General features: G+C 59.6%; 13 protein-coding genes and 1 pseudogene. 2 read left to right on the top strand and 12 right to left on the bottom strand.

What is annotated here, in order from left to right:
* Positions 1-7: 7 nt before the first annotated feature.
* Complete coding sequence (locus NTD84_RS11330; protein ID WP_262165269.1) at positions 8-1,108, bottom strand: hypothetical protein; 1,101 nt, start codon at positions 1,106-1,108, stop codon at positions 8-10.
* A 148-nt stretch (positions 1,109-1,256) separates the two neighbouring features.
* Between NTD84_RS11330 and NTD84_RS11335 the strand changes: the two genes are divergently transcribed.
* Together NTD84_RS11335 and NTD84_RS11340 are read left to right on the top strand one after the other, a co-directional pair.
* On the top strand, positions 1,257-2,666 hold the full coding sequence (locus NTD84_RS11335) for a PLP-dependent aminotransferase family protein (RefSeq protein WP_262165271.1): 1,410 nt from the start codon (positions 1,257-1,259) through the stop codon (positions 2,664-2,666).
* A 502-nt stretch (positions 2,667-3,168) separates the two neighbouring features.
* Positions 3,169-3,447 carry a DUF3077 domain-containing protein gene (locus NTD84_RS11340; protein ID WP_262165273.1) on the top strand — a complete coding sequence of 93 codons (279 nt, stop codon included), beginning with the start codon at positions 3,169-3,171 and terminating at the stop codon, positions 3,445-3,447.
* 57 nt (positions 3,448-3,504) lie between these two features.
* Here NTD84_RS11340 and NTD84_RS11345 read toward each other — a convergent pair.
* The 11 genes and pseudogenes from NTD84_RS11345 to moaC all read right to left on the bottom strand — a co-directional run bounded on the left by NTD84_RS11345 (position 3,505) and on the right by moaC (position 12,657).
* A pseudogene (locus NTD84_RS11345) lies at positions 3,505-3,817 on the bottom strand (helix-turn-helix domain-containing protein).
* Between the two features lie 236 nt (positions 3,818-4,053).
* Entirely contained in the window at positions 4,054-4,941 is an 888-nt protein-coding gene (gene cyoE / locus NTD84_RS11350; RefSeq protein ID WP_262165276.1) for a heme o synthase, read from the bottom strand.
* An 11-nt stretch (positions 4,942-4,952) separates the two neighbouring features.
* Entirely contained in the window at positions 4,953-5,297 is a 345-nt protein-coding gene (cyoD, locus tag NTD84_RS11355; RefSeq protein WP_262165278.1) for a cytochrome o ubiquinol oxidase subunit IV, read from the bottom strand.
* Entirely contained in the window at positions 5,298-5,924 is a 627-nt protein-coding gene (locus NTD84_RS11360) for a cytochrome o ubiquinol oxidase subunit III (RefSeq protein ID WP_262165281.1), read from the bottom strand.
* Positions 5,925-5,927: 3 nt separating this feature from the next.
* Entirely contained in the window at positions 5,928-7,958 is a 2,031-nt protein-coding gene (gene cyoB, locus NTD84_RS11365; protein WP_262165283.1) for a cytochrome o ubiquinol oxidase subunit I, read from the bottom strand.
* A gap of 3 nt (positions 7,959-7,961) precedes the next feature.
* The gene (gene cyoA / locus NTD84_RS11370) at positions 7,962-8,906 is read right to left on the bottom strand and encodes a ubiquinol oxidase subunit II (RefSeq protein WP_262165285.1); all 945 of its coding nucleotides are present in this window, start codon (positions 8,904-8,906) and stop codon (positions 7,962-7,964) included.
* An 826-nt stretch (positions 8,907-9,732) separates the two neighbouring features.
* Positions 9,733-10,242 (bottom strand): disulfide bond formation protein B, encoded by a 510-nt coding sequence (locus NTD84_RS11375; protein ID WP_262165287.1) that lies wholly within the window; start codon positions 10,240-10,242, stop codon positions 9,733-9,735.
* Between the two features lie 162 nt (positions 10,243-10,404).
* Positions 10,405-11,181, bottom strand: a complete 777-nt coding sequence (locus NTD84_RS11380) for an ABC transporter substrate-binding protein (protein WP_262165289.1) — start codon at positions 11,179-11,181, stop codon at positions 10,405-10,407.
* 307 nt (positions 11,182-11,488) lie between these two features.
* Entirely contained in the window at positions 11,489-11,941 is a 453-nt protein-coding gene (moaE, locus tag NTD84_RS11385) for a molybdopterin synthase catalytic subunit MoaE (protein WP_262165292.1), read from the bottom strand.
* 3 nt (positions 11,942-11,944) lie between these two features.
* Complete coding sequence (gene moaD / locus NTD84_RS11390) at positions 11,945-12,187, bottom strand: molybdopterin converting factor subunit 1 (RefSeq protein ID WP_262165294.1); 243 nt, start codon at positions 12,185-12,187, stop codon at positions 11,945-11,947.
* A complete protein-coding gene (gene moaC, locus NTD84_RS11395) occupies positions 12,184-12,657 on the bottom strand; it encodes a cyclic pyranopterin monophosphate synthase MoaC (RefSeq protein WP_262165296.1) in 474 nt (157 codons plus the stop codon). The genes moaD and moaC overlap by 4 nt, the downstream gene beginning before the upstream one ends.
* Positions 12,658-12,786: the final 129 nt, after the last annotated feature.

Consider the following 12,786-nt stretch of genomic DNA (forward strand, 5'->3'; position numbering starts at 1 on the left):
CGGTGAATCAGTCGTGCAGCGACGCGTTGGCTTTACGGTTGAACCAGTACCACGCGAGGATGCCAGCGGCGCCGATGGCGGCCAGCACCAGGGCGTTGTACGGCGGTGGCGCGACCCGCATGATCAGCACCGTCAGCCCGGCGCCGACGCCCAGGGACACTTCCTTGACGAACATGTTGTTCTGCTTCACCGAGAAGTAATCGAGGTAGCTGAAGGCGCATTCGGCGATGGACAGCAAGGCCACCCAGATCAGCGCCCCGACCAGGGTCTCGACGTGGAACGCGGCGGGCGATGACAGCACTGCAAAACCGCCGATGATGATCGCGATCACCGCAATCACCTTGAAGCGTCCGGTGCGCTCGATCAGCTTCATCACCGGCACCTGGGCGAAGACCACCACGGCGCTGTTGAGGATCAGCATCAGGCCATACCAGGCGGGCAATTCGCCGGTCTTGAGCAAAATCGCCTGGGGCAGGATCGAGAACACGCCAAACAGCTTGATGCCCATGATGAGGCCGGCGATGACCCACGGCAGTTTGTTGCGCCAGCCGCTGCCGTCGTGGGTCGCCGCGGGGGCAATCACCGGTCCGGTGGTGAACGTGGCGCCCATGGCGATGGGCAGGCACAGCAGGACGAAGCACGCGGCGCCGAGGAAAAACAGGGTGGGGGTCAGCAGCGGCGACAGCAGGATCAGCCCCGCCACCAGGCTGCCCATGTTCATCGCAACGCGGTTGTACGCCGAGCCTTCTTTGGTCTGGGCGGCTTCGCTCTTGATCAGGTAACCGGCAATGGCAATGCCATAGGCGAACAAGGCCGCGGCGAACATCACCAGGCCCTGATTGCTGGTGACGGCCAGCAACACCAGGCCGAGGGCGGCACACAGCAGCGTCACACTCAGGGACCGGCGGCCCAGCACCAGCAACGTCAGGGGCAACAGCAACAACAAGGCCCGATAGCCGAGGGCCAGGATGCTGTTGGTGGCCGTATCGAGCCAGACGTTGGCCTTGCCCAGCACTGCAAACAGCGACACGGCCGTGATAATGCGAATCGCGAACAGGCGAATGTTAATCACCGGTTTAGCGATGGCGACCGTGGTTTGAACACTCATGCAACACCTCTGGAACCTGCGATTGTTCAGGCGTGCAGCGCCAACAATCAGGAAAGTCTGTAAGGTGATGGTAGAGAGACGCCCTTGTTTTCATCAGAGCAAGTTCGTATAGAATCGAACGAAGTTTACTGCCGGAGAGACCAGTAAAATGCAGGTTCAGCGTGCAGTGATCGCCGCCATCGAATTCCAGCCGGGTCTGCCGCTGGTGCAGCAGATCGTCGATCAATTGTCGGTGGCAATCACCCAGGGCGGGCTGCCGCACGGTTCGCGGCTGCCACCGATCCGCGAACTCTCCGAACTGATGAACGTGGGCAAGTCCACCGTGGTGGATGCGCTGGACCGTTTGCGGGCCAAGGGCCTGGTGGTTTCACGCCAGGGTTCGGGGCATTTCGTGCACCGTTCCGCCGTGACCAGGATCGATGCCGGCCCGGACCTGCAACCCCAGGACACCCTGAGCGTGGTCCGCCGCGCGGTGCTGCAGGACACCGGCGCCCTGCGTCCGGGCGCCGGCTTCCTGCCTTCTTCATGGCTGCCGGCCGATGAATTGCTCAAAGCCTTGCGCGGCACCCTGCGCGCAGCCTCCCTGCGCATGGGCGAATACGGCGTCGCCGCCGGTTATCCACCGCTGCGCGAGGCGTTGCGGGTCAAGCTGGCGAGCATCGGCATCGAAGTGCCGGTGGACCAGATCGTCACCACGGCCAACACCGTGCAGGCCATCGACATGCTGATGCGCCTGCTGGTCAAACCTGGCGACACGGTGCTGCTCGACGACCCCTGCTACTTCACCATGCACACCAATCTGGCCTTGCACGGGGCCAAGGTGATCACCGTTCACCGGGGCGTTGACGGCATGGACCTGGAGGCTTTCGAGCGGTTGCTGATCGCCCATCGGCCCGTGCTCTACATGACCAACAATTCCCTGCACAACCCGACCGGGCACTCCTTCTCCCCGGCGCAGGTGTATCGCTTGCTGGAGCTGAGCCACCGCTACGGTTTCCACATCGTCGAAGACGATTTGTATTGCGACCTGCAACAACGCATGACACCACGACTGGCAGCGGGCGGGCTGGACAACGTCAGTTACGTGTCCGGTTTCTCCAAGACCCTGACCGCCAACAGCCGGGTCAGCTACGCGGTGCTCTCGCCGCCACTGGCGGCACGGATGATCACCCTGAAAATGGCCTGCGGTGGCATGACCTCGGAACTGGCGGAGCAAATCGTCTGCACGATGCTCAGCGACGGCAGCTACGCCAAACACACCCGGCGCACGGTGGACCGGCTGTACGAATCGAGCAGTCGGGTGACCCAATGGCTGCTGGAGGCCGGTTGCTCGGTGTCGTCGCTGCCCCATGAAGGGCTGTTCATCTGGACGCAATTGCCGGAAGGGTTTCATGCCGAGACGCTGGCGCGTAAAGGCCTGGACATCGACCTGGTGCTCGCCCCCGGCACCCTGCTGAGCAAAGCGCCGGATGCCAGTCAGTTCCTGCGTTTCAACGTGGCGCACAGCGATAACGTTCAGGTGCGGGATCGGTTTTTCCAGTTGCTGGAAAGCAAATAACGACAGCACCGCCGTCCCTGTGGGAGCGGGCTTGCCCGCGAAGAGGCCGTCACATTCAGCATCATTATTGCCTGACACACCGCCTTCGCGAGCAAGCCCGCTCCCACCGGGACCGCGGCGCCCAAACGCCTGCGTCTGGCCTTCCTGCCAGCAGATCGCTACGATTGTCGCCCTTGAAAATGCCCGATAGCTTGAGCCGGTCGCTGCCAATCAGCGACCGGGCCTGAGAACCCGAGTAACATGTAGGCGCCTCAGCGCCCAATCACGATTGCCGGCGTTTTTTTATGCCTGCACATTCGTGCAATGGCGGCTGTGCGTGGGAGACCTTCGGGTCTACCGGTTTCCTGCATTCCCGGTTTCTCAGCCCGCGCACAGCTGCCACCCATTCGCCTGAGAACGAACGTGGCAGCTCCATTGAAATGTAGGAGTTGTTTATGAGCGCTATCGATCTGTCTGTCACACCGACCATGACCCAAGCCTTCCCAGCAGGAGGCAGCGTCAAATGATCAATCCCAAAGACCTGAAAACCATCGGCTACACCGCCTTCTCCTACCACGGCAACCAAGCGCTGTTCCGTATCAGCCGGGGTGTCCCGATAATCCAGGCGCTCCACCACGCCTCAGACCTGCTGCACATCTCCAAACTGCTCGCCTCAGACGCCGCCATGGTCCGCGACTCCGACCGCCATGCCTGGGCCTCACACTTTTTGCAGGACATGAGCAAAGCCATCATCGATGACGTGGCGAAAGTGCTCGATGCACCGTGCAATAACGTCACCTGAATAAAAAACCCGCGTTGTTGCTAAACGCGGGTTTTTTCGAGTGATAAATGGACTTGATTAAACAACTGCCAGTCGATCAACCATGTCCGGGAATTTCTCTACCAACCTGATCAACAAGGCGGCCTGAGCATTGGCTTAGACTTTTCCTGCTCCCAATTCCTCAGAGTGCTGGGGCTGGTTCGAATTCGCTTGGCAAAAACAGCTTGGGACATATGCAACTTGGTGCGTAGCGCAACTAGTTCTTGCGCTCCCACTTCAGGAGCCGGAATGTCCTCAATAGAAGTGTTGCGCGCGTAATCTTGCCTTCGCGTTGAGCCGCCATCTCATCAACGCCCTGCATCAACTCGGCAAACAGGTCGCGCTTTTTCATGGGGTACCTGTACTTTCAACTCTGACATTGTATTCCCCTGATACGCCGCGGCGCTGCCATCGCGAGCAAGCTTGCTCCTACAGGAATCTGCGTAGCACTCAGGATTCGGCACCACCTCGATCAACTGCAGGAGCAAGCTTGCTCGCGATCGGGGCGCCACGGTCTACCTGAATGCCACCCACAAAAAACCCCGCACTTCTCTCGAAGGCGGGGTTTTTCGTTACGGCGTCCGACGCTTAAGGCGCGTACGTCAGCAGCAGCTCGGTGGGCACTTTGAAGTCCAGGGACATCATCACGCTCAACGCGGTAATGGTGAAGATCGAGAACACGAACAGCTTGCGTGCCCAGACCGTGTCATCCACTGCCTTGTAGCCGGTCCAGGCCATGTACAGCCAGTACATGCCCATGGCCGCGGCGACGGCGAGGTAGCTCATGCCGGCGTAGCCGCTGAAGGTCAGCATCAAGGTCGCCACGAGGAACGCCAGGATGTAGATCAGGATGTGCTTCTTGGCCACTTGAATCCCGCGCTTCACTGGCAGCACCGGAATCGAGGCGGCCAGGTAATCGTTGAAGCGGAAGATCGCGATGGCGTAGGAATGCGGCATCTGCCACAGGCTGAACATCACCAGCAGCGTCAACGCGGCCATGTCGAAGGTGTTGCTGACGGCAACGTAACCGATCACCGGCGGCATCGCCCCCGACAGGCTGCCCACCAGCGTGCCGTGAACCGACTTGCGCTTGAGGTACAGGCTGTAGAAGCCGACGTAGATGACGAAGCCGATCACCGCGAACAGCGCGGCCAACGGGTTGGCCACCTTGTACAACAATGCAACGCCGGCGACACCTAGGACGGTCGCGAACACCAGCGCCAGTTTCAGGGAGATCAGGCCCTGGACCAGCGCGCGGTTCTTGGTGCGTTCCATCTTCAGGTCGATGTCGCGGTCGATGCAGTTGTTGAACACGCAACCGGAAGCCACCACCAGGGACGTGCCGATCATGGCGGCCAGGAAGATGGCCAGATCGACATGCCCTTTGGAGGCCAGGAAAAATCCGCCTGCCACTGAAAGCACGTTACCGAAAATGATCCCCGGTTTGGTGATTTGGATAAAGTGCTTCAAGGACATCCGGATTTACCTCAGTGCGCCATCATGTTGGTGTGGATGCTGAACATGATCCACAGCGACAGGCCAACCAGCAGGACAATCACGATCGCGGCAAAAACAAACGCAATCACGTTGTTACGCTGTGCGGCCGAACGGTCCAGGTGAAGGAAGTACACCAGGTGCACCAGCACCTGGATGACCGCGAAGGCCAGTACGATCCACAGGGTCAGGGCTTTCGGCAGCGACGGGTACATCACCAGGCCGAACGGGATCAGGGTCAGGATCACCGACAGGACGAAGCCAATGACGTAGGACTTGACGCTGCCGTGGCTGGCGTCGTGACTGTCGTGGCCGGTGTGGGAATGAGCGTTAGCCATTTACATAGTCCCCATCAGATAAACAACGGTGAATACACAGATCCACACCACGTCCAGGAAGTGCCAGAACAGGCTCAGGCAGCTCAGACGGGTCTTGTTGGTCGCCGTCAGGCCGTTTTTCTGCACCTGGTACATCATGATCGCCATCCAGATCAGACCGCTGGTCACGTGCAGACCGTGGGTGCCGACCAGGGTGAAGAACCCGGAGAGGAAGCCGCTGCGGCTAGGGCCGAAGCCCTCGGAGATCAGCATGTGGAACTCGTTGATCTCCATGCCGATGAAGCCGGCACCGAACACGAAGGTCATGGCCAGCCAGCCCAGGACCTGCTTCTTGTTACCCCGGAAGAACGCCAGCATGGCGAAGCCGTAGGTGATCGAACTGAACAGCAGCAGAGCGGTTTCGCCCAGTACGTATGGCAGTTCGAAGATGTCGTGGCCCGACGGGCCACCCGCTACGTTGTTAACCAGTACCGCGTACGCCGCGAAGATCGACGCAAACAGAATGCAGTCGGTCATCAGGTAGAGCCAGAAACCGAATACGGTCATCTCGCCCGAGTCGTGGTGATGGTCATCATGCCCATGTCCATCGACATGGGTGTGTCCAGCATTGGTCACTAAGTTCGACATGGTTTAAGCCTGTTCCAACGAGGTTTCAACACGGGTGGCGTTGGCTGGAATTTTCCCGGCCGCTACCAGACGCTTGTGCTGCTCGGCTTCGATGCGCTCGATCACGTCGACCGGCACCATATAGCCTTGATCATCGCGGGCAGCGTGGATCACGAAGTAGCCCACGGTGCCGACCAGGCCAACGATGGCGAGCCACCAGATGTGCCAGATCATCGCGAAACCGAACACGGTCAACAGAGCACCCATGACCAGGCCGGTCGCGGTGTTGTTTGGCATGTGGATCGGTTCGTACTTGGCCGGAGCCTGGTACGCAGTACCGTTTTCCTTGGCTTCGGTGAACGGATCGATGGTGTCCGCTTTTGGCAGCACGGCGAAGTTGTAGAACGGTGGTGGCGACGAGGTCGACCATTCCAGCGTGTGGGCATTCCACGGGTCGCCGTGTTCGCACATGTTTTCCGGCTTGTTGCGGTCACGCACGCTGACGTAGAGCTGGATCAGCTGGCAAGCGATACCGACGGCGATCATCACCGCACCGAACATGGCGACGTACAGGTACGGCACCCACTCAGGGTTGGTGGTGGCGTTCAGACGACGGGTCATGCCCATGAAGCCCAGGACATAGAGCGGCATGAACGCGACGAAGAAGCCGGTGATCCAGAACCAGAACGCTGCTTTACCCCAACCTTCGTGCAGCTTGAAGCCGAACGCTTTAGGGAAGTAGAAGCCGAAGCCGGCGATGTAACCGAATACCGCGCCGCCGATGATCACGTTGTGGAAGTGAGCGATCACGAACAGGCTGTTGTGCAGAACGAAGTCGGCACCCGGAATGGCCAGCAGTACGCCGGTCATGCCGCCGATGGCGAAGGTCACCATGAAGCCCAGGGTCCACAGGACCTGGCTGGTGAAACGCAGACGGCCCTGGTAGATGGTGAACAGCCAGTTGAATAGCTTCACCCCCGTCGGGATCGAAATCAGCATCGTCGCCAGACCGAAGAAGGCGTTGACGCTGGCACCCGAACCCATGGTGAAGAAGTGGTGCAGCCAGACCATGAAGCCCAGGATCGAGATCGCGCCCGAGGCGTAGACCATCGAGTGGTGGCCGAACAGACGCTTGCCGGTGAAGGTCGAGATGACTTCGGAGAAAATCCCGAACGCCGGCAGAATCAGGATGTACACCTCGGGGTGACCCCAGGCCCAGAACAGGTTGACGTACATCATTGGATTGCCACCAAGTTCATTGGTGAAAATGTGGAAATCCATGTAACGGTCAAGCGTCAGCAGTGCCAGGGTAGCGGTCAGGATCGGGAACGAAGCCACGATCAGGACGTTGGCCCAGGTGCAGGTCCAGGTGAAGATCGGCATGTCCATCAGCTTCATGCCAGGGGTACGCATTTTCAGCACGGTGGCCAGGAAGTTGACCCCCGTCAGCGTCGTCCCTAACCCGGATAGCTGTAGCGCCCAGATGTAGTAATCCATCCCCACGCCAGGGCTGTATTGCAAGCCCGACAACGGCGGATAGGCCACCCAGCCGGTCTTGGCGAACTCGCCGACGCCCAGGGACAGGTTGATCAGTACGACGCCGGAGACCAGCAGCCAAAAACTCAGGGAGTTCAGGAACGGGTAGGCAACGTCACGCGCGCCGATCTGCAGCGGCACTGCAAGGTTCATCAGGCCGGTGAAGAATGGCATCGCCATGAAGATGATCATGATCACACCGTGGGCGGTGAAGATCTGGTCATAGTGTTCCGGCGGCAGGTAGCCAGGCGAACCCTCGGTGGCCATGGCCAACTGGGTACGCATCATGATGGCGTCGGCAAAACCGCGCAGCAGCATGACCATGGCGACGACGATGTACATCACGCCGATTTTCTTGTGGTCGACCGAGGTCAGCCACTCGGACCACAGGTAGGTCCACTTCTTGAAATAGGTGATTGCAGCGAACAGTGCCAGGCCACCGAGCGCGATCATGGCGATGGTCACCATCACGATCGGTTCGTGGAACGGGACCGCTTCCCAACTTAATTTACCAAACATCGTTTACTCCTCTGCCCCGGCAGCTGAATGCGAACTCATGTCCATCCCTTCCATGGCGGCCACTTCGTGCTCTTTCTTCTCGTGGTGCATCGGCTTGCCCGGCTTCATGCCTTCGTACTTGTCGACGATGGTCTGGAACAGGTTGGGCGTGAACGAGGAGTAGAGCTCGACTGGGTTGTTCTGGCTTGGCTTGGCGAGGGCTTCGTATTCAGCTTTTTCAAGCTGTTTAGGTGCCTTTTTAACTTCGCTGACCCAGGCGTCGAAATCTTCCTGAGAGGTGGCGATAGCTTTGAACTTCATGCCGGTGAAACCCGCGCCGCTGTAGTTGGCGGAGATACCGTCCATTTCAGCGTTCTGGTTGGCGATCAGGTGCAGCTTGGTCTGCATGCCCGCCATCGCGTAGATCTGGCCGCCCAGCGCAGGGATGAAGAACGAGTTCATCACGGCGTCGGAAGTGATCTTGAAGTTGATCGGTGTGTGCGCCGGGAACACGATCTTGTTGACCGTGGCGATGCCTTGTTCCGGGTAGATGAACAGCCACTTCCAGTCCAGCGCAACCACTTCGATGGTGACCGGCTTGACGTCGGATTCCAGCGGCTTGTACGGGTCCAGGGCGTGGGTCGACTTGTAGGTGACATAACCCAGGGCAATGATGATCAGCACGGGAACGGCCCACACCGCGATCTCGATCTTGGTGGAGTGCGACCACTTCGGCGTGTAGACGGCGTCGGTGTTGGACGCGCGGTATTTCCAGGCGAACAGGAAGGTCATGACGATGACCGGAACCACGACCAACAGCATCAGCAGCGTTGCGGTGATGATCAGGTTTCGCTCATCCAGGCCGACCTGGCCCTTGGGATCGAGCAAGGTCATGTTGCAGCCTGACAGCAACAACGTGCCGATCAGCGGCAATAAGCCTAGTAGTCTGGGGTACCTGTTTTTACTCATCTCACGACCTCTAAAGCAGCTTGCGCAATGCAGTTGGGTTTTGATCGCCAACACTTCACCCTGCCAAGGGTTGGCATTTCTTGGATTGAATAAGGGCTGCCCGTCGCGCGTCAGACGCTGTTCGACAAATCCTGGGCTAGCGGCGAGTTCTTATTCGAATTCGTGGTCAAAGGCCTTGTTACAGACCAATTCCATTTGGTGCGGATAGTTGGAGGCACCGACACCAGAGGATTCGCTCGAAGCCATCCGGCCTCTCGACGTCCTATTGCAGCTCATGCACCTGAGTCAGGGTGAGCAGTGCCGGGAATTCAATGCGGGCGATTGTAGATATGTAGCGATTCATAAACCATGTCTCATCCCGAAATAATTTTTATCCTTTCCAGCAACAATCCTTGACGGTTTTTGCAAAAGTGCGCCATGTTAACGAAATAGATTCTCAACAAAAACACCAAAAAAAGTAGGTCTACGGCGCGCAGTTCAGACAGTATCGAGGGCCCCGCTCCTTGCCTTCATCCTGCCCCAGCCCCCATGTCACAAGGCCTCTGGCAATTCGCCAGGGCCTGTTAAAACTGCCTGCTCCGGCTTGATCGGGCGAACATCGACGGCGGCGGCAAAAGACCAATTCCATCGTGCAATCACACGCCAATCCTGACCTCTGAAACGCCCTGCGACACTCGCGCTGTGACAACATGTCGCACATGTGCCGCACCCCTTGTTGCCGCCCATCACGATCTTTTTACCTTGCCCCTGAAATGCAAAACGCCCCGGCCCCCTCGAGGAGGGTCGGGGCGTTTTTCGGTGGCATGCGTGACTGTGACGAATACCCTCAGCGCAGCGCTTTGCGGTTACGCGAAGTGAGCAACGGTACCAGCACCACCACCAGCACAAAGGCGATCAGCGCCCATTGCGCGAGGGACAAGCCGAGAATCGGTGGATACGGCGTGGAGCAGAAACCGTCGACCTGGAAACCCAGCGGGAAGATCTTCGCCAGCGGCAGCCCGTCGACGATGGGTTGCAGCACATCGACGCCGCAGCTGACCGCCGGGTAGAACTGAGTGAAGACGTGATGCCCGGCCACCCCGACGCCCGCGAGGGCGCAGATCACCACCAGGGTTTCGAAGACCGTAATGCTGCGGCGGGTACGCATGGCTGCGCCGATGAACGCGAAGATCGCGATCAGCAACAACGCATAGCGTTGCAGGATGCACAGCGGGCACGGTGCCTCGCCCAGCACGATCTGCATGTACAGCGCGCCACCGATCAGCGCCAGGCAGATGGTGCCCAGCAACACCAGGTAGCGCCGCTCACGGCCCAACCGTATCGTTTCCTCGCTCATTGCGTTTCCCTTCTAGATATCGATGACCGGAAGTCTACACGCTGACCCGGGCCTTGGAGAGCCCGGGGTGCGCGCAATAGATGTCGGGGAATAAACGACAAGGCGGTTAAGCAGGGATTAACGGGCAGCAGGCCAAACTCGCCCCCGTAGGAGCATGCTGAATCAATCGCCGTAGATATCAGACTTGAAGTACTTGTCGGAAATCTTCTGATACTCGCCATTGGCACGAATGCCGTCGATGGCGGTGTTCAGCTGGCTGACCAGTTCGCTGTTGCCCTTGCGCACCGCAATCCCGGCGCCCTCGCCGACGTATTTCGGGTCCTTCAGTTCTGGCCCGACAAACGCATAGCCCTTGCCCCGAGGCATCGACAGGAAGTCGTTCAGCGGGATGGTGTCGGCGAAAATGGCGTCGAGGCGACCGGCCGCGAGGTCCATGTAGATCTCTTCGTTGTTGCCGTAACGCTTGACGTTAATGCCCTTCGGCTCAAACACCTCGGTGGCATAGCGATCGGTGGTGGTGGCGCGCTGCACGCCGACCGTCTTGCCCTTGAGGCTGGCGTACTGGTCGTCGACGACCGCGCCTTCCTTCATGACCAGACGCGATGAAGTGAAATAATACTTGTGAGTGAAGTCCACCGACTTCTTGCGGTCTTCGTTGATGGTCATGGACGACAGCGCCATGTCGATTTTCTTCACTTTGAGCGAAGGAATCAGGCCGTCGAACTCGCCTTCGACCCACACGCACTTGACCTGCATCTGTGCGCACAGGGCGTTGCCGATGTCGTAGTCGAAACCGACGATCTCACCTTTGTCGGTTTTCGACGCGAACGGTGGGTAAGCCGCCTCGATGCCGATGCGCAGGGTTTTATCGGCGGCAAACAGCGAGCTGCACGCCAACAGGCTCAGGGCCAGACCGGTGATGAGGGGTAATTTCTTCATGTTCGTTCTCTCGCGGGTTGTTGTTGGTTTGGCAAGACAGAAGAAAGAGCAAAAACGGGGAACGCCTTTTTTTGTACTTATAATTCCATACTGGACTTTTATGTATTATCCGTCAATTGGGTGTGCAGGGGGTGAGACGGCCTTTTGTGGTCTCGGCAGTGGGAGATTTGGGGTGATGCTGATGGCCCCTTCGCGGGCAAGCCCGCTCCCACAGGATTTTGTGTCGTTCACCAGATCTGCGCACGGCACAAAACCCTGTGGGAGCGTGGCTTGCCCGCGAAGAGGCTCTTGGATACGCAGCAGAAACCTACTGCTTCCAGCGATCCGCCGCCGCATGATCACTGTCACGCCCTTCCACCCACCGCGCACCCTCGCGGGTGTTCTCTTTTTTCCAGAACGGCGCACGGGTTTTCAGGTAGTCCATGACAAAGGCGCAGGCGTCGAACGCCGCCTGGCGATGGGCGCTGGCCGCGCCGACGAAGACGATCGGCTCGCCCGGTTCCAGGGCGCCGATGCGGTGCAGCACTTCCAGTTTGAGCAACGGCCAGCGCTGCTCGGCCTCGGTGGCAATCTTGCCGAGGGCTTTTTCCGTCATGCCGGGGTAATGCTCCAGGAACATTCCGGCGACGTCTCGCCCGTCGTTGAAGTCGCGCACGTAGCCGACAAAACTCACGACTGCACCGACGCCAACGTTGGCGGCGTGCATGGCGTTGACTTCAGCGCCCGGATCGAACGCCGTGGGCTGCACGCGAATCGCCACGGCTCAGCCCCCGGTCACGGTGGGGAAGAATGCCACTTCATCGCCGTCGCTCACTGGCTCGTCGAGCTGGCAGAGGTCTTCGTTGCGCGCGCACATCAGATTCTGCTCGCTGAGCACCTCGGCGCCCTCACGCTGGGCCAACAATCCGCGCACATCCTCGACCGTTGCGAAGTCGCCCTCCACCTGCACCGCGTCGACGCCCAGCGCTTCCCGGTAACGGGCGAAAAACTTCACGGTGAGGTTCATGGTTGATCCGCCTGGAAATGGCCGCTCTTGCCGCCGAGTTTCTCCAGCAGGCGCACGCTTTCGATGGTCATGCCGCGGTCCACGGCCTTGCACATGTCATAGATCGTCAGCGCGGCGACGCTGGCCGCGGTCAGCGCTTCCATCTCGACACCGGTCTGCCCGGAGAGCTTGCAGCGCGCGACGATGCGCACGGTGTCGTCGCCTTCGGCACTCAGTTCGACCTTGACGCCGGTGAGCATCAGCGGATGGCACAGGGGAATCAGGTCGCTGGTTTTCTTCGCCGCCTGAATGCCGGCGATCCGCGCCACGGCGAAGACATCCCCCTTGGGATGGCCGCCGCTGACGATCATGTGCAGGGTGTCGGGCTGCATGCGCACCAGCGCCTGGGCCGTCGCCTCACGGAACGTCACGGCTTTGTCGGTGACGTCGACCATGTTGGCGCGACCTTGGGAATCGAGATGAGTCAGCACAGGGTTACTCCTGATCAAGAGCCCCGATTGTAAACCTGCGGGTCAATTTTTCGCACGTTGATTGTTGGTTCACCACAAACCAATGTGGGAGCGGGGGGGGGGGGGGGGGGGGGGGGGGGGGGGGGGGGG

Source organism: Pseudomonas sp. 14P_8.1_Bac3 (genome assembly GCF_025466085.1).
Taxonomy (GTDB): Bacteria; Pseudomonadota; Gammaproteobacteria; order Pseudomonadales; family Pseudomonadaceae; genus Aquipseudomonas.